This is a genomic window from Tenggerimyces flavus (assembly GCF_016907715.1).
GTDB classification, from domain to species: domain Bacteria; phylum Actinomycetota; class Actinomycetes; order Propionibacteriales; family Actinopolymorphaceae; genus Tenggerimyces; species Tenggerimyces flavus.
The window spans coordinates 7,286,930-7,310,760 of the sequence record NZ_JAFBCM010000001.1 but is presented as its reverse complement, the minus strand read 5'-3'; the positions used below and the strand labels follow the sequence as shown (position 1 = coordinate 7,310,760).

Annotated in this window: 17 protein-coding genes; 13 read left to right on the top strand and 4 right to left on the bottom strand. The window is 64.4% G+C overall.

What is annotated here, in order from left to right; translation table 11 throughout:
- Window positions 1-13 precede the first annotated feature (13 nt).
- On the bottom strand, window positions 14-1,066 hold the full coding sequence (locus JOD67_RS33945; protein ID WP_205121770.1) for an SDR family oxidoreductase: 1,053 nt from the start codon (window positions 1,064-1,066) through the stop codon (window positions 14-16).
- Window positions 1,067-1,224: 158 nt separating this feature from the next.
- The gene (locus JOD67_RS40700) at window positions 1,225-2,013 is read right to left on the bottom strand and encodes a YflT domain-containing protein (RefSeq protein ID WP_239554172.1); all 789 of its coding nucleotides are present in this window, start codon (window positions 2,011-2,013) and stop codon (window positions 1,225-1,227) included.
- A 46-nt stretch (window positions 2,014-2,059) separates the two neighbouring features.
- Between JOD67_RS40700 and JOD67_RS33935 the strand changes: the two genes are divergently transcribed.
- From JOD67_RS33935 to JOD67_RS33890, 10 genes are all read left to right on the top strand, one after another.
- Window positions 2,060-3,751 (top strand): peptide ABC transporter substrate-binding protein, encoded by a 1,692-nt coding sequence (locus JOD67_RS33935; RefSeq protein ID WP_205121769.1) that lies wholly within the window; start codon window positions 2,060-2,062, stop codon window positions 3,749-3,751.
- A 25-nt stretch (window positions 3,752-3,776) separates the two neighbouring features.
- Window positions 3,777-4,706: an ABC transporter permease gene (locus tag JOD67_RS33930; protein WP_205121768.1), complete on the top strand. Its 930-nt coding sequence runs from the start codon at window positions 3,777-3,779 to the stop codon at window positions 4,704-4,706.
- Window position 4,707: 1 nt separating this feature from the next.
- Complete coding sequence (locus JOD67_RS33925) at window positions 4,708-5,661, top strand: ABC transporter permease (protein ID WP_205121767.1); 954 nt, start codon at window positions 4,708-4,710, stop codon at window positions 5,659-5,661.
- Between the two features lie 9 nt (window positions 5,662-5,670).
- Window positions 5,671-6,687 (top strand): ABC transporter ATP-binding protein, encoded by a 1,017-nt coding sequence (locus JOD67_RS33920; RefSeq protein WP_205121766.1) that lies wholly within the window; start codon window positions 5,671-5,673, stop codon window positions 6,685-6,687.
- Window positions 6,621-7,715, top strand: a complete 1,095-nt coding sequence (locus JOD67_RS33915; protein ID WP_372442375.1) for an ABC transporter ATP-binding protein — start codon at window positions 6,621-6,623, stop codon at window positions 7,713-7,715. The genes JOD67_RS33920 and JOD67_RS33915 overlap by 67 nt, the downstream gene beginning before the upstream one ends.
- A gap of 42 nt (window positions 7,716-7,757) precedes the next feature.
- Entirely contained in the window at window positions 7,758-8,195 is a 438-nt protein-coding gene (locus JOD67_RS33910; RefSeq protein ID WP_205121765.1) for a BON domain-containing protein, read from the top strand.
- Between the two features lie 1,501 nt (window positions 8,196-9,696).
- Entirely contained in the window at window positions 9,697-10,131 is a 435-nt protein-coding gene (locus tag JOD67_RS33905; protein WP_205121764.1) for a PRC-barrel domain-containing protein, read from the top strand.
- Between the two features lie 230 nt (window positions 10,132-10,361).
- Window positions 10,362-11,414 carry an AI-2E family transporter gene (locus tag JOD67_RS33900; RefSeq protein ID WP_205121763.1) on the top strand — a complete coding sequence of 351 codons (1,053 nt, stop codon included), beginning with the start codon at window positions 10,362-10,364 and terminating at the stop codon, window positions 11,412-11,414.
- A gap of 77 nt (window positions 11,415-11,491) precedes the next feature.
- Complete coding sequence (locus tag JOD67_RS33895) at window positions 11,492-13,528, top strand: glycoside hydrolase family 15 protein (RefSeq protein WP_307782758.1); 2,037 nt, start codon at window positions 11,492-11,494, stop codon at window positions 13,526-13,528.
- Window positions 13,529-14,278: 750 nt separating this feature from the next.
- Complete coding sequence (locus tag JOD67_RS33890; RefSeq protein WP_205121761.1) at window positions 14,279-14,644, top strand: hypothetical protein; 366 nt, start codon at window positions 14,279-14,281, stop codon at window positions 14,642-14,644.
- 736 nt (window positions 14,645-15,380) lie between these two features.
- On the opposite strand, the gene JOD67_RS33885 is transcribed toward JOD67_RS33890, so the two are convergent.
- Entirely contained in the window at window positions 15,381-16,784 is a 1,404-nt protein-coding gene (locus tag JOD67_RS33885) for an FAD-dependent oxidoreductase (RefSeq protein WP_205121760.1), read from the bottom strand.
- A gap of 712 nt (window positions 16,785-17,496) precedes the next feature.
- Window positions 17,497-17,976, bottom strand: a complete 480-nt coding sequence (locus JOD67_RS33880; RefSeq protein WP_205121759.1) for a DUF6328 family protein — start codon at window positions 17,974-17,976, stop codon at window positions 17,497-17,499.
- 837 nt (window positions 17,977-18,813) lie between these two features.
- On the opposite strand from JOD67_RS33880, the gene JOD67_RS33875 reads away from it, so the two are divergent.
- The 3 genes from JOD67_RS33875 (at window position 18,814) to JOD67_RS33865 (ending at window position 23,338) form a co-directional block, all read left to right on the top strand.
- Entirely contained in the window at window positions 18,814-19,152 is a 339-nt protein-coding gene (locus tag JOD67_RS33875) for a hypothetical protein (protein WP_205121758.1), read from the top strand.
- A gap of 231 nt (window positions 19,153-19,383) precedes the next feature.
- Window positions 19,384-20,298, top strand: coding sequence for an IS982 family transposase (locus tag JOD67_RS33870; protein WP_205118013.1), 915 nt, complete (start codon window positions 19,384-19,386; stop codon window positions 20,296-20,298).
- 913 nt (window positions 20,299-21,211) lie between these two features.
- Window positions 21,212-23,338, top strand: a complete 2,127-nt coding sequence (locus JOD67_RS33865) for an ABC transporter substrate-binding protein (RefSeq protein WP_307782649.1) — start codon at window positions 21,212-21,214, stop codon at window positions 23,336-23,338.
- The last annotated feature ends 493 nt before the right edge of the window (window positions 23,339-23,831 follow it).

The window sequence follows — 23,831 nt, the reverse complement described above, 5'->3', positions numbered from 1 at the left end:
CTCGCCTCGCCTGCTAGGTGCCGTTGGCGTTGCCGTTACGTAGGGCCAGCCCGGCGGCAGCCGCGGTGAGACCGGCGGCGAGCACCCCGTACACGAGCTGACTTTTGTGGGTCGCCAACCAGAGCTGCGTACTGCGGGACCGGGCGCGATCGTCGAAGACGCCATGTGCGCCACGATCGTCGGTGTCGTCGGCGGGCGCGTCGAGGTTGTCCGTCCAGGCCTCACGATCGATCGGTTCACTGGTCTGCTGACCATCGATCCCGTAGCGGGCAAGGTAGTGATCCAGCAGACCAGGGGCGAACCGGTTACCGATCCGCGCCTTGACCGTGGGCCACCCCACGTTCAGCTCGCGAGGCCCGTGATCGGCGGCCCACACCACCGCGCGAGCGGCGACCTCGGGCTGGAAGATCGGCGGCACCGGCTGCGGATGGCGCGGCAGCCGCGTCCGGACCCAACCGAACTGTGGAGTGTTCACCGCCGGCATCTGCACCATCGTGACCCGGACATCACTGCCCTCGGCCAGCAGCTCCGAGCGCAGCGAGTCCATGAACCCCTGGATCGCGTGCTTCGACGCGCAGTACGCCGACTGCAGCGGGATACCCCGGTACGCCAGCGCCGAACCCACCTGCACGATCGTGCCGTGCTGGCGAGGCCGCATACGCCGCAACGCCTCCAGAGTTCCGTACACGTAGCCCAGATAGTTCGTCTCCGTCACGCGCCGGAACTCCTCCGGCGGGATGTCCCAGACTCGAGCGAACACAGACACCATCGCGTTGTTGACCCACACGTCGAACGGGCCGAGCTCGTTCTCGAACTGGCTCGCCGCGGCCGCCACCTGCTCGTGGTCGGCGATGTCGGCTTCGACGGCGACCACCTTGCTGGCGCCAAGCTGCAGCGCGTCACGACGCGCCCCCTCCAATCCCGCCCGGCCGCGGGCCACAATGCCCAGGGCCGCGCCGCGGGACGCGAACTCCCTAACCACGGCCCTCCCAATTCCAGCGCTCGCGCCCAACACAACAACGACTGAACTATTAACGGATCGCACAACCACGGCTACGACCTCCATCCAAGCGACTTGGTGCAGAGTTGACGTTCGAACCGACTGAGCCAATTCCCTATGCCAGCGTGCAGAAACTCACCGAACCTCGCCGGGTGCTTGACGGTCTGATGACGACGAGATGAAGGTTCTGCGTCCCCAGATGGCTTCTTGGCAGTCGCCATGCCTCACACCGGAAGTCCGGGTGGATCCTCATGGCGGACATCGTGGGAAGTGTTGTGCGGGCCGGTGGTGGTCCTGGCGACCGCCCTGGCGCGTGGAATGACGTCGCCACGAAGTGCCAGTTGGGCGAGTTGGTTGGTCGCCTCCTCGGCATGGCTCAGGTCGCACCAGACGTCATAACTGGTGGCGACGATCGCCGATCGAGAGGTGAAATCGCGCCGGCCACCAACTTGGGCGTATCCGACCGCACCGAACACCATGCCGAACAGCGCACCGAGGATGAGGCCGGTGAGCACCGTCGCCAGCCAGTTCGCGCCGACGGGGGCGAACAGGCCGAGCAAAAGGCCGACGAACAAGCCGAACCATGCTCCGCTGGCGAGTCCGGCGCCCAAGGCGCGAGGCCAGGTCATCCTGCCGGTGATCTCCTCTACCTGCCGAAGTCCGTTACCGATGATGCTGGTGTGTTCGACCGGAAACTTCTGATCCGACAGGAAGTCAACCGCCCGCTGTGCTTCGACATAGGTGCTGTAGGAACCCACCACCATCCCATTCGCGGGAAGATCGACGACCAGCTGACTGCGTCGTGCAAACATCGGTATCTCCTTGTTTCGGGGATCAATGAGGTCGTGATCGGCGCCGTACCCGCAATGCCGGGGATGAATCCCGCGGGGGTGCAGATGGGCACGGAACGGATCCCGATCGTCATGAAGGTTCCGATCGTGCGGCGGACTCATGACGATGACATGTCGTTTCGCCTCTGCTTGCGTAGCCACGATGTGCGCGGGAAAGCCCACAGCCCAACGGGATCCAGTGCGAGGTCCGGCGATCCAAGGAGGAGCCATGAGCGATCGAAGGATGCCGACCGACATCCAGCGGGCGCTCCGCAACGCGGGGTTGAGCCGCCGCGGATTTCTCCGCGTGGGGGGTGGTGGACTAGCCGGAGCGGCCTTCCTCGGAGTCAGCGGATGCGGTGTCTTCGGCAGTGAGGAAGAGGGAAGCACCGACTCTGAGGCTCCCGAAACTATGAACCGCAATCTTGGTGCCGAGATCGACGATCTCGATTCGGCGACCGCGACCGACGAGATCTCGTTCGAAGTTCTGTACAACACCATGGAAGGCCTGTACCGGCTGGATCCGAGTGAGGAGCCACAACCGGCACAGGCCGAAGGTGTCGAGGTCAGCGAGGACGAGCTCGTCTACACGTTCAGGTTGCGCGACGGCATCACCTGGTCGAACGGTGACTTGGTGACATCGCGGCATTTCAAGTTCGCTTGGCTCCGCGCGATGGACCCGAAGGTGGCGAGCCAGTACTCGTTCATCCTCGCCGAGTTCGTCAAGGGTGGTGCGGAGTACAACGCGGGCAAGGGGAGTCGCGATCAGGTCGCGATCGAGACTCCCGACGATCGGACGCTGCAGGTGACGCTTGTCGGACCAACGCCGTTCTTCCTCGGACTCACGGCGTTCACGACGTACCTGCCTCAGAACGAGGAGTTCGTCGGGCAGCAGGCCGCGGATTACGCGAAGGGTGCAGCCAACCTGCTGTTCAATGGCCCGTACAAGATGACGCGGTACAGCCCGGCTAGCGGTGGCACGCTCGAGAAGAACGACCGCTACTGGGACAAGACGAACGTCGACATCGAACGCATCAACATGCGGATCGTCAAGGACACCAACACCGCGCTGACCCTGTACCAGTCGGGGGAGATCGACCTGACTGGCCTGACCGGTGAGCAGGTGCCGAGGTTCGAGGACTCGCCGGAGCTCTTCCGCACCGTCAACTTCACCCACTTCTTCGGGCAGATGAACCAAGGCAACCCGGCCATGGCCAACCTGAACATCCGCAAGGCCTTGATGACGGGGTTCGATCGGAAGCTCCTGACGGACCGGGTGTTGAACGACGGGTCGGAGCCGGCGTACGCGTTCGTGCCACCAGGCATGGAAGGGCCGGAGGGCCAGACGTTCCGCGAGGCGAACGGCGACCTCGTCGAGCCCGATCCTGCGGCGGCCCGCGGCCTTTGGGAGCAGGGTGTCCGCGAACTGGGGAAGGCGCCGAAGATCGTCATGCTGTTCTCCGACAGCAGCACCGCGCGTGACATCGCGACGTTCATCCAGGCGGAGTACCAGAAGCACTTGGGTATCCGGGCCGACATCGACATCACCACGTTCGAGAACGCCCTGGATCGGGTGAACAACCGCGACTACCAGATCTCCTTCGCTTCCGGCTGGGGCGCGGACTACAACGACCCGATGACGTTCATGCAGTACTTCACCTCCGGGTCGGGATTCAACCGCGCGGGATGGTCGAACGATCGGTACGACAAGCTCGTGGGTGGCGCCCGCAAGGAGCCGAACAACGCCAAGCGCATGGCCATGATGCTGGAAGCGGAGAAGATTCTCTTCGAGGAGGCTGTTCTCGTTCCGGAGTACTTCGAGGCGGTGGTGGGGCTGAAGAAGCCGTACCTGAAGAACTTCGTCTCCCACCCGTACGGGCCGGAGCCGGACTGGAAGTACGCACGGCTGGACAAGCAGTAGGGACTCTGAAGGGGACTGGTCGTTCATGCTGCGTTACACGGTGAAGCGGCTGCTCAACGCGGTCGTCATACTGTTCGTGATCATCACGATCACCTGGCTGCTGATGCAGTTCCTGCCCGGTTCTCCGTTCAACGACCAGCGACTGACCGAGCAGGCCCGCGCCCAGCTGGAAGCGAAGTACGGGCTGAACGAACCCCTGCTGGTGCAGTACACCACGTACCTGTGGAACGTCATCCAGGGAGACCTCGGAAACTCGTACTTCCTCAACGGTCGACCGGTCACGGCGATCATTCTCGATCGGTTGCCGGTCTCGGCGTTCCTGGGGTTGCAGGGCATCGTCGCCGGGACCATAGGCGGGATCGCGCTAGGAGCGATCTCGGCGATGCGGCACAACACGGTGTGGGACCGGCTCAGCACGCTTGTCTCGGTACTGGGCATCTCCGTACCGATCTTCGTGCTGGCTCCGCTGCTGCAGTACTGGATCGCGTTCAAGTGGGGTCTGTTGCCCATCGCGTTCTTCGAGAGCTGGGCACATTCGGTACTGCCTTCGCTGGTTCTGGGCATCTACGTGGCGGCCGTCGTCGCGACGTACACCCGCACGGAGATGCTGGAAGTTCTGAACCAGGACTATGTGACGCTCGCGAGGTCCAAGGGGCTGGGCGGGTTCCATGTGATGACGCGGCATGTGCTGCGGAACTCGATGGTGCCTTTGATCACCATCATCGTTCCGCTTGCGGCGGCGCTGCTCACCGGGACACTCGTGATCGAGCGGGTCTTCGCCATCCCCGGCATTGGCGAGCAGTTCGTTCGGTCCATCACTGTCAATGACTATTCGATGATTGTCGGCACGACGATCCTGTTTTCGATCTTCTTCGTGACGGCCTATCTCGTCCAGGACCTGTTGTACGGGGTCGTCGATCCGCGCATCCGGGTTGCCGGAACGAGGAGTGGGTGACATGGCGACCAACGAGCGGCGGACCAAGGAGACCCAGGACAGCTTCGAGCCGAGCGTCTTCGAACCCATCGGACCTTTGGAGCACGACGCAGAGCAGCTCACCGGTGCACCGATCGGCTTCTGGCGGGACGCGTGGAGGCGGCTGCGGCGGAACCGTACGGCCCTGGTCTCGGCCGGCGTGATCATCTTGGTCATCGCCCTCGCCGCGATCGGGCCATATCTCACGACGGACTCTCCTTCGCAGCTCTCGCTCGACCGGCAGTACGAGCGTCCGTCGCTGGAAGGTGCATGGTTCGGGACCGACCAGTTCGGCCGCAGCATGTGGGACCGTGTGTGGGAGGGCACCCGAGTTTCGCTCTACATCGCGTTCCTCGCCACGGTGCTGGACCTCGGCATCGGCATGTTCTACGGCGCGATCTCCGGATACTTCGGCGGCAAGGTCGACAACGTAATGCAGCGGGTCGTCGAGGTTCTCGTTGGAGTACCCAACCTTGTGGTGATGATCCTGGTGATGCTCGTCCTGGAACCCGGCATCCTCACCATCACGATCGCGTTGGTCATCACGGGGTGGACCTCGTCGGCGCGGTTGATCCGCGGTCAGGTGTTGCGGCTCAAGGAGCAGGACTTCTTCCTGGCGTCGCGGGTGCTCGGAGCAGGGGTCGGCCGATTGATCCTCCGGCACCTGATCCCGAACGTGCTCTACATCGTCGTCATCACACTGATGTTCACTGTTCCGTCGGCCATCTTCTTCGAGGCCTTCCTGAGCTTCATCGGGCTGGGGATCGCTCCTCCTGAGGCATCGCTTGGATCTCTGATCAACACCGGTGCGGAGACCATGCGGTACTACCCGTACCTGCTGATCGTTCCGGCTGTCGTCCTGAGCCTCCTCACGGTCGGTTTCCGGCTCCTGGGTGATGGGCTGCGGGACGCCCTCGATCCCCGATTGCGAAGCTAGAGGTGCTTGATGCCTGACCTTCTGCTGGAAGTGTCGGATCTGGAGATCTCGTTCCACTCGTATGCCGGCGACGTCCGTGCGGTACGAGGAGCCTCGTTCGATCTGCGACGCGGAGAGACCCTTGCTGTCGTGGGGGAGTCGGGCTCGGGCAAGTCCGTGATGGCTAGGAGCCTGGTCGGACTGCTACCGTCCAACGCGAATGTCGAAGCCGGCTCGGCGATGCTCGACGGCACGGATTTGCTCCGGCTGGGCGACCGCGAGCTCGACCAAGTACGCGGTTCGAGGATCGCGATGGTCTTCCAGGACCCGATGACGTCGCTCGATCCCACCATGAAGCTCGGTAGACAGCTCACCGAAGGCCTGCGCAAGCGGCTCGGGTTCTCTTCCGGTGAGGCCAGGCAGAGGGCGGTGGAGTTGCTCACGATGGTTCACCTCCCCGACCCCGAGGAGCGCCTCAGGCAGTATCCACACCAGCTGTCGGGAGGTATGCGTCAACGCGTCGTGATCGCGATCGCACTCGCGTGCGAGCCGCAGATTCTTCTGGCGGACGAACCCACAACCGCGCTCGACGTCACCATCCAGGCCCAGATCATGGAGCTTCTCGGCGAGTTGCAAGAGCGGCTGGACATGTCAATCGTCCTGATCACCCACGACCTGGGAGTCGTGGCGGGTATCGCGGACCGGGTGGCCGTGATGTACGCAGGACGGATCGTCGAGATCGGCCAGGCCCGCGAAGTGTTCTACCAGCCGAGAATGCCCTACACGTGGGGACTGTTGACCTCGGTGCCGAGGCCCACGCTCGACTCCGGCCAGGCACTGGCGACGATCCCTGGATCGCCACCTGATCCCCTCGATCCACCCACGGGGTGTCCCTACACGACCCGATGCCCCTACGCGATGGGGATCTGCGGGCATCAGATGCCAGAGATGACGAGGTTCTCGGCCGAGCACATCGCCGCGTGCTGGCTGCACCATCCCATGTCACCAGACGTGGACCTGCCGACGATCGACGGGAGACCACTGTGAGGACGGTCGGATCCAACCAAACATCTGGCCGGGCATCCAGCCGGGTGACCGATCGAGCCGGGCGGAGACCACTGCTGCAGGTGAAGGGATTACGGAAACACTTTCGCGTCGGACAGGGAAGCGTCAAAGCGGTCGACGGCGTCTCGTTCCAGATCCATCGGGGCGAGACCTTCGGGCTGGTCGGCGAATCCGGGTGCGGGAAGACGACCGCGGGACGGGTGCTCGTCCGGCTCCACGAACCCACCGATGGGCACGTCCTGTTCGACGGTGAGGACATCTTCGACGCGAAGGCGAGCCGCCGGAGTAAGGCGCGCGAGCTCAGTCGGTCGATGCAGATGGTCTTCCAGGACCCGCAGGCATCGCTCAATCCCCGCATGATCGTCAGCGACATCGTCGCGGAAGGCATCGACATTCACGGACTCGCCGACAGCCGGAAGGAGCGCCTCGACCGCGTCGGCGAGCTTCTCGAAACCGTCGGCCTGAGACCCGAGCACGCCGGCCGCTATCCGCACGAGTTCTCCGGCGGGCAACGGCAGCGGATTGGGATCGCTCGCGCGTTGGCCGTCGAACCCGCGTTCATCGTCGCCGATGAGCCCGTCTCCTCCCTCGACGTGTCGATCCAAGCGCAGGTCGTCAACCTGTTACGGAGGCTGCAGGAGGACAAGGGCCTGACCTACTTGTTCATCTCTCACGACCTGTCGGTCGTGCGCTACCTCTGTGACCGGGTGGGGGTCATGTACTTGGGGCAGCTGGTCGAGCTCGCCGACACAAGGGAGCTGTTCCGTCATCCATTGCATCCCTACACCCAGGCACTCCTGTCGGCGGTGCCAGTGTCAGATCCAGATGCAGCGGCGTTACGGAAGCGGATTGTGCTTGAGGGCGACCTTCCCAGCCCGATGGATCCTCCGTCGGGTTGTCGGTTCCACACCCGGTGTCCGCGCGCGACGCCGACCTGCGGACAGGTACCGCCGGTATGGCAGGAGTCGATGCCCGGACACTGGGTGCTCGCCTGCCCATGCGCTCGTTGAACCGTATTTCAAAGCGTGTATCGATTGTTCAATCGTCTATCGATGAGGAGGTGGGCTGGGATGTTAGGACCAGATGATCTTCGCCGCAGCGAAGAAGCCGCGAACGCCGAACGCGTCGCCAGGGAGACCGTCGCAAGGATGGCGGAACCCCCCGCCGTGGCGCCGGTGCCGCCCTGGAGCTATCCAACAGGCCGCTACTACGACTCGTGGTTCGGCACGGATCCTCCACCCGCGGAACGCGAGTTCAGCGACGGCGAAATCAATGCCGTCATCGTCGACCGGCTCCACACCAACCCGCACACGCAAGACGACACGATCAAGGTGGACGTCAAGCAGCGCGTCGTCATTCTCGGCGGCGAGGTGTCCTCGTGGCTCGCCAAACGCGCCGCCGGCGACGACGCCTGGGATACACGAGGCGTCGTCGACGTCAGCAACCAACTCGAACGACGCGGCCGAGATGCTCGCGGGAGAGATGCCTGAGCCACGGATCGCCAGAGGCATCTGATCCCCAGACTCGGGCACCGGGACACCCAACAAACGGACATTGGATTGCTTGGACGCACCGGGCTTGACCGCGTCTCCGCGGTCGAGCACCGCAGCCGACCTGATCGGAGGTGAACAACGCAGCTGACGATACCGAGTGCCGATCCGGAGGGTTGGCGGATGGGAGTTGTCCGGACATGTTGGCTCGCCGACCGCCTGTTACCTGGGCCCGCGGCGCTGCCCAACCGCTCGCCCGACCCACGCTTGGATTGCGACTCTGTGACGAGTCTGTGACGACGCGATCCCAGTGGCATAAGCGCTTGGCGTGTGGGTAGCCCCGCTACAAGCGTGCCGACGAGTTCGAGGCTTGCGGATCTGTCGAATGCGAATCGCCCGTCGATCGGGAGGATCCGGCTTCCACGAGGGTTCGTCATAAACATCTGAAGACGATGAAGCAACGGAAGTCATAGACCGGATGGACCTCCAAAGGGGAGGGCTGAGATGAAGGTGTACCGACGAGTGTGGTGGATGGTCGCCGGGCTGTGGGCGTTGCCCGGCTTCGTCCTCGCCTTGTTCTGGTCCGTCGCCGGCACGTTGACGGTCTTCGGGCTCGGTATCGCTGCCGGCTTTATGATCGCGCAGCCCTCGGCTGCTCGGGCATGGGCCGCTCCCCCGTCTGCAGGGCCTCCCCCCGCCAAGGGCCCCTCTAGACCCGGTGTGGCCGCCGACTCCTTCGTCACCGGAATCGCCGCAGTCGCCGCGTCCGGGCATCTCGCCACGACTGGATGGTTTGCTCTGCCGGTCATGATCCTTATCGCAGTGGCATCACCGCCGGTACTCAGCAGACTCCACCGCCGCTATATCCGCCCCCACCCACCATCCGGCGACGATCCCCGCCGTGTGGACCGAACACGGCGGCCACCAGATGCCAAGCACCCACCCGGCAGTGATGAGAGTGATGAGCCGAGGTGGTGGCTTGCCCCAAGGACGAAGGATCCTAGTCGTCCTGCACCGCCCCTGCCGTCCAACCCACCCGGGTGTTCGATACCGGCGGGGCCCATGGGGTCCAGGCAGTTCGGTCCCGAACCGGAAGGCCTCGACGACCGGGAGCTATGTTTGGCTTGGCGGCGCAGCTTCCGAACGTTAGAGAACGCCACCTCCGACGCGGACCGCATCGAGATTGTCGACCTTCGGCAGCGCTACCTCGACGAGCTGCAACGGCGCCACCCCGCGCACTTTCACCGCTGGCTCGGCTCCGGGGCTCGAGCCGCTGGTGATCCGGCCAAGTTCTTGACCGCCGATCTCAACCAAGCACCGCCCCACCAAACGCCGCCACATGGCCAACAACCGCTGCCTGGTTGAGGCCCAACGATGCGGCCCAAGGCGAACGAGCGGTGAGAAAGGAGTCGATGCCTACGAAATCGCGGCATCGGAGGACGAGACCAGACGATGTTCGGCCGCTTGGTCGGACAGTTTGAAACGTAGCGAAGGAGGATTCATGGGCGAGGATGCGCAGTCTGTTTTGGTGCGACTTGGTGATACGGACTTGACCGTGGCGGATGGGAACGACGATGTTCGTGGACGCGTCGTAGTCGACCGGTCAGGGGAGGAGATCGGTGATGTCGATGGTCTGCTGATCGATGAGGAGGAGCGGCGGGTTCGGTTTCTTCAGGTTGGGTCGGGTGGCTTCCTGGGCATCGGCACCAAGAAGCAACTCATTCCTGTGGATGCCGTCACTAGGGTGGACGAGGACGCGGTCCATATCGATGTCGAGCGCGATCGGGTAGCCGCGGCCCCGGTCTACGACCCAGACCTCGCCCAAGACCTCACACAGCAGCGAGGCTTCTACGAGGGCCTCTATGGCTACTATGGCTACTCTCCGCACTGGCTGCCCGGGTACGTCTACCCCGGCTACCCCCACAACCGTCGCTGAACCAACGGACCCGATCCATGAACCCTGCCGTGATCCCTGGTCCCGTCGCCGGTATCGGACCACGGCGGGTTGCCCGTGGACGCCACCGGGCCCGGCAACGTGCCGCCTGGGTGGGCCGCGCAGAACACACCTCGGGAGACCCGTCGGAACACACATCTGGAGACCCGTCGGAGCACCGCTCAACCGCCGAGCGACTGGCACAACTTGTGCCGGCTGTGGTGCCGGTATGGGTGGTTCGCGTGGTGGGTTTTGGGGGCGCGTTCGTCGTGGCGGCGGCGGTGTGTTGGCTGGCCGGCCCGCTCGTAGCGCGGTTGGCGGTGGTGTGGTTGACGTTTGCCATCGCCGTCTTAGCGACGGCCCTGGTCTATCCGTTGTGTAGCCGGTTGCGCCGGACCGGGGCGCCGGCAGCGGTCGCCGCTCTGCTGGGGTTGGTGGTGTTGCTGGGGATCCCGATCGGGCTGGTGGTGGTGTTGTCGACCCGCGTCGCCGCCCAGGCCGACCAGTTGGCGGAAACGGTCGGCACCGGGCTGGACAGGCTGCGGAGCTGGCTGATCACCGGGCCCCTGGCGCTGGACGCCGCGCAGCTCGACGCGGTCCAGGATCGGATCCTGGAGGCGTTGAAGAACATCGTTCCCGGTCCGCTCGCGGGCGCCCAGAGCGTCGGATACCTGCTCGGCGCAGTCGTACTGTCGATCTTCGCCACGTTCTTTCTGTTGAAGGACGGCCTCACGATGTGGCGGTGGATCACAGCGAAGGTTCCCACGCGACACCGGCGTCGCCTCGACACCGCGGGACAGCAGGCATGGACGACGCTGACCGCCTACGCGTCCGGTGTGCTCATCATCGCAACCGCCGACGCGGTCGTAATCGGCGCTGCGGTGCTCGTCCTCGGCGTGCCGATGTGGATTATTCTAACCCTGCTCGTGTTCGTCGGAGCTTTCATACCCATTATCGGCGCCACTGTTAGCGGCGCTGTGACCGTGTTGGCCACCCTGGTCACCAACGATCTGCGCGACGCGGTGATCGTGCTGATTGTGGTGTTGGTCGTCCAGCAGGTCGAGGGCAACCTGCTCCAACCTCTGGTGATGCGTCGAGCGGTGCGACTGCACCCTCTCGTCACCTTGATGACCGTGACTGCCGGAACCGTGCTTCTCGGCATACCTGGCGCCCTGCTCGCGGTCCCCACGGTTGCGGTGGCAGCAGCCGTGGCCTCCAAGATCGCCGAAGCCCACACCATTCCCGACACCATTCGGTCCACACGGGCTGAACCCGAACGTGAATGACAACCCCCGTCCGTCCGCGATGCCCCTGGATACATGACCTCCGGGCCCCTGCGCTCGTCATCGGATGAACGCTAGCCATCGGAGGAGACAGACGATCACATCAACGAGGGAGGTCCGTGGTGGCTTTGCCGATCGAGGACTACGCCGTCATCGGTGACACCCAAAGCGCGGCGCTGGTCGGGCGAGATGGCTCGATCGACTGGTTGTGCCTGCCCCGGTTCGACTCCAGCGCCATCTTCTCCGCGTTGTTGGGTCGACCTGAGCATGGCCGCTGGCTGCTTGGGCCTGCCGGTGAGGTCCATGCGGTGCGGCGCCGCTACCGCGGCGACACGCTGCTGCTGGAGACCGAGTTCGACACCGAGGACGGAACCGTGCGGTTGGTCGACTTCATGCCGCCCAGGGGCGAGGCGGCTGATGTGGTCCGCATCGTCGAAGGCGTCCGCGGCCGAGTGTCGATGCGAATGGAACTGACGCTGCGGTTCGACTACGGCCGCGTCCTACCCTGGGTGCGCCGTATCGGGCACGACGTTGTCGCCGCCGCCGGACCGGATGCGGTGTGGCTGCGCACTCCCATCGAAGTCCACAGCAGAGCCAGCCGCGGTAGCAGCACCGGTGAGGACGGCAACGGTGGACGCAGCGACCACGGGAACAGCGCGGACGCACTCACCAACGCTCTCGCCAAGGAGTCTGTGCTGGTGGCCGAGTTCAGTGTCGGTGAGGGCTTCTCCGCACCGTTCGTGCTGACTTGGCGCCCTTCCCACCAACCTGCCCCGCATCCGGTGGACCCCTATCTTGCGCTGGCCACCACCGACGCGTTCTGGCGAAACTGGATCGCACCGTGCACCTACGTCGGCGAGTGGCGGGACGCTGTCGTGCGGTCGTTGCTGACGTTGAAGGGCCTGCAGTACGCCCCGACTGGCGGCATCGTTGCTGCGACGACCACCTCGTTGCCGGAGCGTTTGGGCGGAGTGCGGAACTGGGACTACCGGTTCTGCTGGCTGCGTGACGCCACCATCACCCTGCAGGCCTTCATGCATAGCGGCCTGTTCAGTGAGGCTGAAGCGTGGCGGCAGTGGCTGCTCCGGGCGATCGCCGGCGACCCCGGCAGCATGCAGATCATGTACGGCGTCGGCGGCGAACGACGCCTCACCGAGTACGACGCGGACTGGCTACCCGGCTACGAGAGTTCCGTCCCGGTACGGATCGGGAACGCCGCGTCTGAACAGTTCCAACTCGACGTCTACGGCGAGGTGATGGACGCCCTTCACCAAGCCCGCAAGGACGGACTCGCCAGAGACGAAGACGCCTGGGCCTTGCAAACGGCGATGATGGGCTACCTCGAGCGCCACTGGACCCGCCCCGACGAAGGTATCTGGGAAGTTCGCGGCGAGTCGCAACAGTTCACCCACTCCAAACTCATGGCCTGGGTCGCCGCGGACCGCGCCGTCAAAGCAGTCCAAGACTTCGGGCTCCCAGGCCCGGAACGCAGGTGGCGGGCGCTGCGCGACGACATTCGCTCCGACATCCTCACCCATGGCTACGACCACGACCGCGGAACCTTCACCCAGTACTACGGTTCCGCCGAGCTCGACGCCGCCATGCTCATGGCCCCGCTGGTCGGGTTCCTCCCCGCCAGCGACGAACACATCCGTGGAACCGTCGCCGCGATCGAGAAGGAACTCCTCGTCGACGGCTTCGTCCACCGCTATACCCAGCCCCCGGCCCACGTCGACCCAGCCAGCTCCAGAACCGCTGACCGACAAGCTGAACGTTCTGGCGGGGTCGACGGGCTGCCACCAGGCGAAGGCGCCTTCCTCGCCTGCAGTTTCTGGCTCGCAGACAACTACGCCCTCATGGGACGCCGCGACGAAGCCCATCAACTATTCGAACGACTCCTCGCACTACGCAATGACGTCGGGCTGCTCGCGGAGGAATACGACCCGCGCGCGCAGCGCCTCACCGGCAACTTCCCCCAAGCGTTCAGCCATGTCCCGCTCATCCAAACCGCACGCAACCTGTCCACCATCGAAACCCGAACCGACATCGCGCTAAGAAGCCGCAACCGTCCAACCCAAGCCCATCACGGCGCAGCGCCGCCCGCACCCCGCGACTAAGGTGGCGCGCCGCCCAGGCGGGTAGATCCGCCCGTTCGGCGACCGCGAACCCCAAGGAGAAGGCCATGCCTCCAGATGCCACCCACCACCCAAGACATCCGCGCCACGCCTCGAGGCGCCAGCTGCTCTACCAGCCGTACCAGGGGTCGGTCGGAAAGGTTCTGGCCACTCCACGAGCCCATCCGCTCGCCGACGTGCGAACCGTGGTGCGACGCGAAGCGCAACGGCGATTCGTGCCCGCGCCAGAGAGCAGGTCTCCAGCTCCACCCCCGCAGATGCCACGCCCAGCCTGCTCTGACGTTCACATCAGCGGCGATCGTGTCGTCCTGATCGCCATCGACGAGCACCTTGAGCAAAGCACCTATCTCCGCGGATACAGGGCAGCGTCCGAGGTCTACACCGACCCGGCAGGAACCTCGATGGTCCGCGTCGCCACCGAACTCGACTGGTACTGCTGGGCCACCGATCCCGACCCCGCACGGCCGAAACAATGCCCCCACTCCAAACCCTGGCCAGCGGCCCTGGTCTGGGCAGAATGACCTCCGCCCGGACACGCCGCGCGCACTCCATCCGCACACATGGGCACCGTCCACCACCGATGACACCGACAAGTACCTGGAAGGCGGACCGTGCGAAAGAACCTTGTGCGCGGTCCGAACTAGACAAACCGACTCGACAAACAGGGCAATGCGGGTCAACGACACCCGGTGCTACGCCACTTCCTGGCGCACCGCTACGAAAGGAGAAACGATGAGCGGAACGATGGGAAACGAGCTCGGCCCAATCACCGCGGTGCGGGAGACCATGACCGTGCTGGACGCCCGCAACGAAGTGGTGGGCGAGGTTTCAGAAGTGAAGATGGGCGACCCGGCGGCTGTCACCGAGCAGGGACAGACCCCGTCCCCTGATGACATGACCTTAGTGGGCCAGATCGCTTCGGCATTCGGCGTAGGAGGACTTCAGGTACCGGACCAGGAAGCCGCGAGGCTGCTCCGGATCGGATACGTCAAGATCAACCGTCGCGGCATCCTGACTTCGGACATCTATGTCGGCGCGGATGAGGTCGACCGGGTAGAAGGAAACAGGGTCTACCTATCCACACCCGTCGACCGCTAAGCACTGGGCAGCCAGGCCCGCTTGCATGCCGACGTCAATAGCAGGTTGACAAGGTATGCGACCGGCGCAAGGGCAGTACGATCCTAAGGGCCAAGGTCACTGCTCGTCTCAGCCGTCATCGGCGCCTTCGGCGTCTTCGTTGGTGAACTCGGAGACCGGACTCTGCAGCCTCGGCAGGTGCGTCGGCCAGCTCGGCCTCGCCGACGTAGGAGCTGGGGGAGTCGAAGGAAACGCCGAGGGCGGCGATCAGGCGCGGCAGGTCCTGCACCAGCACATGTCCGAGTCAGGATGAGCGCAGCGATCGCTGCCATGAACGAACGTGCATCGACATCTCCCAAGAGATCCCGGAACCTCGGCTAATGAATCGTCAGCGCTGCAGACGTCGTCATCTCATGCGCTGCGGCGACGCGCTGATCTTCCCGCACCTCCGCTAAGAGAACCTCGGCGATCCACCGGCCTCGACGTCGAGCAGGTCCCACCGATCCGACGAAGACGAACGCCGGGTCCGCCACCTCCTCGCCGACTTGGAACTCCATAGGGCTCACGCATGCCTGACGTGATCCTGCGGCGCCGACCGCTCTCACCGTGCTCTCGGCGCCGTCTCCTCGTTGGCTAAGGCAATCTCTGCTGTGTTGTCCTCCCCGCCGCGGGCCAGCGGTCGTCAACGCAGTGGGGAGGACTGTGCATCAGCGATGCTGGTCGCCCAAGCCTGGCATGGTCGTCGTGTAGTACGCGCCTACTTGTCGGTATCGAGCTTCAACGAGTTGACGGCGGGGCCGGTCAGGACGGCTCCGGTGGAGTCGAAGCGGGAGCCGTGGCAGTAACAGTCCCAGGTGGAGTCTGGGGCGTTCCAGTGCAATGGGCAACCGAGGTGGGTGCAGGTCGGGTGGTCGTTGCCGAGACGGCCGGCTATGAACTCCTTGCCGACGTGGAAGCCGCCTGTGACGAGCTTGCCGACCGCCTTAGCGTCGCCGATACGGCCGGCATTGAAGGGCGCCGCCCAGCTGTTCTCGCGACCGGCAAGGTGGTCGGTGAGCATCAGTGCGGCAGCGGCGCCATTGGAGAGTCCCCACTTCCTGAATCCGGTCGCGACAAGGATCGCGGTGCTCGTGGGCGAATATCCGACGTATGGCAACAGGTCAGGGGTGCTGTAGTCGTGGGCGAACCAGCGATGTTCGATCGTTTCGACCTCGAACGTGTTGTGCGTCCAGGCTGCCAGCTCGTCCGATCGGTAGGCAGCGTCGTCAGTCTTGCCGACCTGGTGACCGTTGCCGACGACGATCATCCCGGTGGGGCCGGCGGCCAGCCAGGGTCGGGTAGACCAGTTCGGTGGCTCGATCTGGATGGTCATACCGGCGGGCGCGGCATTGCGCAGCCGTACGGCGATGCCGTACGCGCCGATCGGTCGCGTCTTGGCGAAGTACCCGCCCAGTGAGCCCAAGGGAAGCAACGTCGTGACGACGGCTTGGTTGGCGCGAACGCTACTGTGCCCGAGGCCTCGATCGGAGATGCGCTCGACGGAGATGTTCACGGACTGGTCGCGTAGCTCATCGACGGAGGTGGCGCGGCTGTGCTCGTAGATCGTTCCGCCGGCGGAGACGAACGCCTCTGCCAGCTCATTGAGGTACCGGACTGGGTCCAGATGGTACTGGCCGTCGAAACGCACCGCTGCTGCGATTTCGAACGGCAGGTCGATCGTCTCGTCCAGGTGAGCAGGCAAACCGAGTCGCCGAGCTGCATCGGCCTCTGATGCCACTTCATCGCGCCGCGTCGGCTCGAGTGTGTAGGCCCAGGCAGGGGCACGTGTGAGATCGCAGCTGATGCCGAGTTCGTCGACCAGCCCCGTGACTAGGTCGATGCCTGCGACGTTCGCAGTCGCGTACTGCTCAGCCACCTCGACAGTATGCCTGGTCTCCAGGGCGTCATAGATGAACCCGTGCTGGCTGGTGAGCTTCGCGGTGGAGTACCCGGTCGTACCTGACGCGATCTCCGCGGCCTCCACCACCGCGACCTGTGCGCCGTCACGTTGTGCGAGGTAGGCAACGTGCAGGCCCACCCAGCCTCCACCTACCACCGCTAGATCCACATCGATGTCACTAGTCAGGGCCGAATAGGTCGGCCGCTCCAGCGGAAGCCACATACTCGATCGCACCATGATGTCCGATTACCCCACCAACGACTAGACATGCCCGGCTCAGGGGTCGTTCTCGTGGAGATCGACATTCGATATGCACCGCTCGGCGACATGGAGTTCGATCCTTGTCGAATGCGACCGGTACACCATCAACGCTGACAGCACACTCCTCGCTGCCAATCCGTCCGAGCCGCTAGTTTTGCCGCCTCCTTGGCTGGAACCCGGAGTCCGAGCTGCAGGTGCCGGCTAAGTCAGCGGGAGCCAGCCGGCCCAGCTCGTGATCTACAATGCGAGGGATGGAATTCAGTGCTCTGCCGGCCTATCAAGTCGATCCTCTCTCGATGAGGCTGCCGTCGCTCGGCTAATGTCGAAGGGATTGGTGGATTGTCGGTCTACGGAGCCATGCGAACAGTCCTCATGCACGCGCCCCTTAAATCCGATCGGGCGAGTACGCTGGGTCCAGCCAGGGATGCGACGCGACGTCTCACAAGCAGCCTCGGCCTTCATCAGTAACGGGCGTAGCTCCGCCGGCCTTTCCGTACCGGGTTTGCGTACTCAGAATGGATGCAGCGCCGTACTCCGGCAGGTCCTCCGACGCCAGATCGTGGTGGGGATCCGTCAGCGCGCAAGGATCGATGGTTCGGCGCCGCCGGAATAGCCTCGCGCTCGGCGCGGTCGTTCGTGAGCCTCGACCACCTCCGACCGCTGCGCACTAATGTCATGTGGTGACGTTCTTCTGCGCACGCCTCCGGCGCAGCGGGAGGATGAACCACGTGAAACCGACAGTAGCCGCCAAACCGGCTGTTATCGTCGCAGCTGCTTGGTCGCGGTACAGCAGGTCCGTCACGAGGAACGTCACAGCCGGCAGAGCGATGGCAAGCAGCGCCATGCCTGTGATGGTCTGCCTCGACGCAGTAGACACCAACTTCGCTTTGTCGTAGTTCGTGTTCTGCAGCTGGTGGTAAGCCGTCTCGCCGAGGAGGAGCACGATCGAGAATGCACTACTCAGGAACGCGATGAAGTAGGCTGTGCGGTCCAGCCGAGACAGCGACTCGAACCTTGCTGTGAACGGCAGAGTGATGAGGAAGACAAAAAGGATCGAGACAACGGGCAGCACTAGTCGGAGCTCGCCCGTAATCTCGGCCAGCCGTCTGTCGGCGTCGGTGTCGCGGGTGTCGTTGTCCATATCGTCGGGCATAGTTGCGAACGGTAGCAAGCTGTTCGCGGTGCCTCCCGGGGATGGGCGCGGCGCCAAGTCCATCGGATCGCGGTCAATCCGCGACCACGATGTGGTCATGTCGGCGCACTGGGAGCAAGGCTTCGCGCTCAATAACGCGTCACCATCGCGGACGGACCCGCTAGATGGGCCTGCGTGCAAGATCCGGCGCAGATATGCGAATGCGGCCGCCTGTGCGCGGTCAGGGGCCTATCGTAATCCCCAGCCCTCCTCCGAGCACCGATGGCGATCCGTAAGATCCCAGGAACGATCCTCGGATCTCCCCAGTGAGGGAGGATCTTTGTGGGGTTGTTGGCGTCGTAGCGGGCGACACTGCCCAGTCTGCTGGAACGACTTCACCGTGGCCACTCGCCGAGCCCACAAGCACACCTGCTCCAGTCGCCGCCGCGGCCGGTCGACGTCGCGTCCGGGCCAACTGGCAAGCAACCTGGGGCCCACACCACCGACCACACTCTCGCAGCCGGCGGCACATCGCCGCTGTCCCCACTGCGGCCGCGCCATCACCATCGTCAGGTTGCCCACAATCCCCGAAGCAGCACGCGTACAACCCGACCCGCTACCCAACGACGTCATCCCGGGAGGAAGGAACTTTGGTCCAGCCATGCACGTACCTGCCGATTCGCTTGTTGGCGATGGGTGCGGCGTCGCCGGCTACACCGTGGGAGGCGTTCTTCGAAAGGGGCTGCCCGGCCGCGGTTGATGAGGTCGCGCAGTTCAGGTCGGTGTGTATCGACCTGGTATTGCCCTAGGTAGTCGGCGGCTCTGTCTGATGTAGGACTTGACAGTTATCCTGCACTCATGACCACAGCCGGACCTACCGATGGCAGCGTCGGCGCCGCCACATTTGATCCCTATGATGCGTGCGGCGACGCCGAGGAGACGCCGGCCGGGCCGTTGATCAAGGAGTATCTCGGGGGCGTGCTGCAGCTGTTGATCCGGGGCGCCAATCCCGACGCGAACCCGGTGCTGCGGGATCTGCCGCACCCGATCGCCATCCTTGACGTGCCCTTCGGCTCGGCCAGCTTCTTCGTCGTCGAGGCCGAACTGGCCGACGGTACCCGCCGGAGCTTCAACGTCCAGGTCTCCGAGGTCACCGAGAAGGTGGCCGAAGACTCCAACGATGGCGAAGACGGCTAGGGACCTCGATTGAGCTTCGCGGACTCCGCGGGAACCGCAGTGTGCCTGCGAGCACCTCGGGCTGTGAGGATCGTGTCTGCCTAGTGATCGACGGCTGGGACCGATGCAGGTGTTCGCCTTTCCTAGATGATCGATTCCAAGGGGTGTGGTTCGGCGTGGTGAGTGTTGGCTGAGGTGGAGGGTGTCCAGGATCGGCGTTGCTTACCCGACGCCGATCTCGTGGAGACCTTCGTGGACGCTGACCTGGACACCCTCGCGACAGCACTGTACGTGCGGACCGATGATTGGTTGAAGTCGGCGCCGGAACGAGCGCCATGGCGTCCTGCGGTGGGTATCGTTCCGAAGATCAGTGACGCTGAACTGGTCACCTTGGCGGTGATGCAGGCACTGCTCGGACACACCAGCGAGGCGCGCTGGTTGCGCTATGCCCGGAGCCACCTGCGGGCGTTGTTCCCGTATCTGCCCAAGCAGCCCGGTTACAACAAGCGGCTGCGGCGGTTGGGCTCGACGATCGGTTGGTTGGTCGGGGTGCTGGCCCGCGACACCACGATGTGGACCGACGATGTGTGGGTGGTCGACTCGACTCCGGTCGAGTGCGGTCGATCACGCGAGACCGCGCGTCGTTCCGATCTGGCCGGTTGGGCTGAGTACGGCTACTGCGCCAGCCACTCCCGCTTCTTTTGGGGACTGCGGCTGCATCTGCTGTGCACCCTGCACGGGCTACCGGTCGGGTTCGCCCTGACCGGAGCGAAGGCCGACGAACGTCAGATCCTGCTCGGCGTCCTCCACGCCGACCCCGACCTGACCACCGGGAGGGTCGGGCAGATCGTGATCGCGGACAAGAACTACTACGGCCGCGAGTTCGAGACCGCCCTGGCCGACGCCGGCCTCCACCTGCTCCGCCCGACCCGCAAAGGCGAGACCCCACGGGCAGGCGCCGAGTTCTTCCAACCGCTACGACAAGTCATCGAGTCGATCAACGACACCTTCAAAGGCCAACTCGACCTCGAACACCACGGCGGCCACACCCCCGCAGGCGTCTGGGTCCGCGTCCTCCAACGCGTCCTGGCCATGACTACCGCGATCTGGCACAACGATCACACCAGCCAACCGATCAAGCGATCACTCCTGGCCTACGACCACTAACCCCTTGGAATCGATCATCTAGTCGATCTGCGCACACAAGGACGTTCCCACGAGAAGTCCGCGGCGGTTGATGACGTAGCCGATCCGGAGCGGCCTCGCCGCTTTCTGGGCCGGTACTGAAGCCCTCCCACGCCGGAATACCGCGGCTATCTGACCCACGAACGTCACGTCATCAGGCGGGCTTCCGGCTGCTGCCGGCGATGTAGCGAACGTCGGGATCGTCAACACCCTGGATCGGGGACAGGCCACCGTCACCCGAAGTGTTAGCCGGTGCGGCCCGATTCGTCGTGGACGATCACCTTCACCGCCGCTTTCAGTTACCGTTCCTGTCCTCGTCGTCGACGCGACGCGCCTACGCCGGCATCGCGATCCCGGAACCTTTCTGGCCCTGACGACTCCACTGGCTGTCGCAGGGACGGCGGCGGTGGGGCGTACGCCATCGTGACCTTTCCCGAGGGATCGGAAGCGATCGATCTCCTCACCTGAGCTCCCGGGGCATCCGAGTCTCAATCTTTGGATCGGCGATATCAGAGGTGTGTCGTGGATGACTGGATGCGCAGGCCTGAGCATGGCAGGGAGAGTCGCAGCGCTCCTACTTTGCGGATTCGTGACGGTCGCGTGTCAGGTCCACTGCACCGTGCATTGGCCGGTTGGCTTGGGGTAGGCGAAGGGGCGGCATGAGGCTTGAGGCCGAAGTAGCGCTGCACGAATGAGTTCAAAGGAAGGAATCTCGATGAAGCCAGGTAGAGCGGTCCACATCGTCGCGGCAGGCCTGGTTGCCATCATCGCCGCGGACTTGGCCCATCGTCACAGGACGAAGAGCGCATCGATGACAGCTACCTCATCCCTCAGCCCGCTGAGGGGAAGGGAGTAGAACGTGATGAGCGACAATCCGATGAGCGACCATCCCCAGGTGAGCCGTCGCACCATCCTTTACGGCACGGCCATCGCGGCCGGTTCAGTCGTTCTGGCCGCCTGTTCAGGTGGGGGAGGCGGAACTCCCGGCAGCGGCGGCGCGAACCGCGACAGCGGCACGGACGCCCCTGCGGGCGTCAAGGGTTCCGCGAAAGAGCCGCCGCCTGTCCCGTCCGGATTCAAGGAGTCTCCTCTGCTCAAGGCACAGGCGGCTTCGGGAGCGATCCCGACGTTGGCCGAGCGGCTGCCTGAGAGGCCGTTGGTCGTCCCGCACACCTGGGTGCAGGAGGGCAAGTATGGCGGCAAGGTTCGGATGCTGTGTGAGACGACGTCTGGTGACCGGGCGGCCTCGATTGGTGAGTTCTTCTGCGGTCACAAGATTATCCGTTTCGTCAACGACGGTCTCGACATTATCCCCGGCCTCGCCGAGAGCTGGGAGATGAACGCGGATGCGAGCGAGTGGACCTTCCACTTCCGCGAGGGCCTGAAGTGGTCCGACGGGAAGCCGTGGACGACTAAGGACATCATGTTCTGGTGGGAGGACATCGTCCTCGACGAGGCGCACACCGAGGTGCCGCCGGATGAGACCCGTTCCGGTAGGAACACGCTGGCGAAGTTCGAAGCGGTCGACGAGGTCACGCTGAAGATGAGGTTCGACGCACCGGCGCCGCTCACCGCGCAGCGGATCGCGATGTGGGTCAACGGGCCCATGCAGAACGGGCCGTGGTGGATGGTCCCGGCGCACTACGCCGAGCAGTTCCACCCGAGGTACAACAAGAGCGCGCCGAAGAACTGGGCGGCGGCTGGCGGTGTGTTCGAGACCAAGGTCGATTTCACCCGTAACCCGGACTGCCCGACGATGACCGGCTGGCGCTGCAAGAGCCATGACGCGCGGAGTGTCGTCTTCGAGCGGAACCCGTTCTACTACGTGGTGACGAAGGAGGGTTCGCAGCTGCCGTTCGTCGATGAGCTCGTCTTCACTGCGGTGCTTGACGCCGAGGTCGGCAAGCTGCAGATGCAGCAGGGCAACGTGGACTATGTCCAGGGCCAGTTCCTGAAGGTGGGCCTGTCCGACATCTCGGTGTTCCGCCGGGCCGAGGAGCGGAGCGGGCTCGCCCTGCTGCTGTGGGACGGCGGCTCCGGCACCAGCTCGATGTGGTTCCTCAACTACGACCACAAGGACCCCGAGCTCCGCAAGCTGTTCCGCGAACCGAAGTTCCGGCAGGCACTGTCCTTCGCGTTCAACCGTGAAGAGGCGCAGAAGTCGATCTACTTCGAGCAGGGCGAGCTCACCAGTGGCACGCTCAGCCCGAAGGCCAAGGAATACCTGGTCAACGACCAGGGCAAGCAGGCCTACCAGGAGTGGCGGGACGCGTGGGTGAAGTACGACCCCGAGACCGCCAAGCGGCTGCTCAACGAGGTCGGTGTCGTGGACAAGGACGGCGACGGGATCCGCGAGCTTCCCAGCGGCAAGAAGCTGAAGCTGTCGATCGACCGCTCTGCGAACGCCGATCCCGAGCACATCCAAAAGGACAACCTGCTGATGCGTGACTGGAAAGCGGTCGGCGTCGACGCGACCGTCAACCCGATCCCTCCCGAGGGCTTCAACGAGCTGTGGGACAACGGGCAGCTGATGGTGCACAGCAACTGGGAGGTCGGCGACGGTCCCAACCACCTGCTATACCCGCAGTGGCTGGTCCCGATCGAACAGAGTCGCTGGGCACCGCTCGAAGGCCGGATGTACAGCCTTCGGGGCACCCCGGCCGAGAACCAGGAACTCGACGTCGACCCGTTCAAGCGCACGCCACCACGCATGGAGGCCGAGAAGGGCGGCCCGATCGAGCAGCTGTGGAACAAGTACGACCAAACCAAGCTCGAGCCCGACGAGATGAAGCGCACGCAGCTCGTCTGGGACATGATCAAGATCCATGTCGAGCACGGCCCATTCTTCAGCGGCACGGTGGCCAACACACCGCGGGTCATCCTGAAGAAGAAGGACCTGCGGAACGTACCCACCAAGCAGAACCTCCAGCTCGGCGGATTCGCTAACCCGTGGATCCACCCCACGCCAGCCGTCTACGACGTCGAGACCTACTACTGGGACAACCCCGACCAACACCCATAGGAAGCAGCTTCCCGCCGAGCCACCGGGCCTCGTCGGAGGAAGCCATCACGCGTCGGCCACGGTGTGCAACCCGCGGTGTGCAACCAGCGGTGGCGTGCTAACCATCCCTGATCCGTCGACGTTAGCTTGACACCTCACACTCGATGGGAGGGCGGTAAGGAATACGGCGGCGCGAGAGCGTACTTCTCCCGTGCGCTGTGACACCTCCGCGACCACTTGCCGCACAGTTGAACAGCAGGACGCCCTCCTGACTTCCGTGACTCTGTTACTGCCAGACTCTCAGTCGAGCAAGTGCAACTGGAGAAGCACGGGATCCGCCGTTCCTCGAGGACGAAGTAGACGACGTGTGCACATCAATGGGATGCCCGAAGTAGCGCATGCGGCTTCGACGTCAACGCCTGGCCGAAACTCGACGCTCGCCACCTGCGACCGAGCGAGAGGATCGTCGAGACGTTTGGCCCCAGTGTAGTCAGGCGGATTTAGTGAACGTCGC

Coding starts and splice junctions, on each gene's coding strand:
- JOD67_RS33945 (WP_205121770.1), bottom strand. CDS start 1,066: ATGGAGGTCGTAGCCGTGGTTGTGCGATCCGTTAATAGTTCAGTCGTT.
- JOD67_RS33935 (WP_205121769.1), top strand. CDS start 2,060: ATGAGCGATCGAAGGATGCCGACCGACATCCAGCGGGCGCTCCGCAAC.
- JOD67_RS33930 (WP_205121768.1), top strand. CDS start 3,777: ATGCTGCGTTACACGGTGAAGCGGCTGCTCAACGCGGTCGTCATACTG.
- JOD67_RS33925 (WP_205121767.1), top strand. CDS start 4,708: ATGGCGACCAACGAGCGGCGGACCAAGGAGACCCAGGACAGCTTCGAG.
- JOD67_RS33920 (WP_205121766.1), top strand. CDS start 5,671: ATGCCTGACCTTCTGCTGGAAGTGTCGGATCTGGAGATCTCGTTCCAC.
- JOD67_RS33910 (WP_205121765.1), top strand. CDS start 7,758: ATGAGGAGGTGGGCTGGGATGTTAGGACCAGATGATCTTCGCCGCAGC.
- JOD67_RS33905 (WP_205121764.1), top strand. CDS start 9,697: ATGGGCGAGGATGCGCAGTCTGTTTTGGTGCGACTTGGTGATACGGAC.
- JOD67_RS33890 (WP_205121761.1), top strand. CDS start 14,279: ATGAGCGGAACGATGGGAAACGAGCTCGGCCCAATCACCGCGGTGCGG.
- JOD67_RS33885 (WP_205121760.1), bottom strand. CDS start 16,784: ATGTGGCTTCCGCTGGAGCGGCCGACCTATTCGGCCCTGACTAGTGAC.
- JOD67_RS33880 (WP_205121759.1), bottom strand. CDS start 17,976: ATGCCCGACGATATGGACAACGACACCCGCGACACCGACGCCGACAGA.
- JOD67_RS33875 (WP_205121758.1), top strand. CDS start 18,814: ATGACCACAGCCGGACCTACCGATGGCAGCGTCGGCGCCGCCACATTT.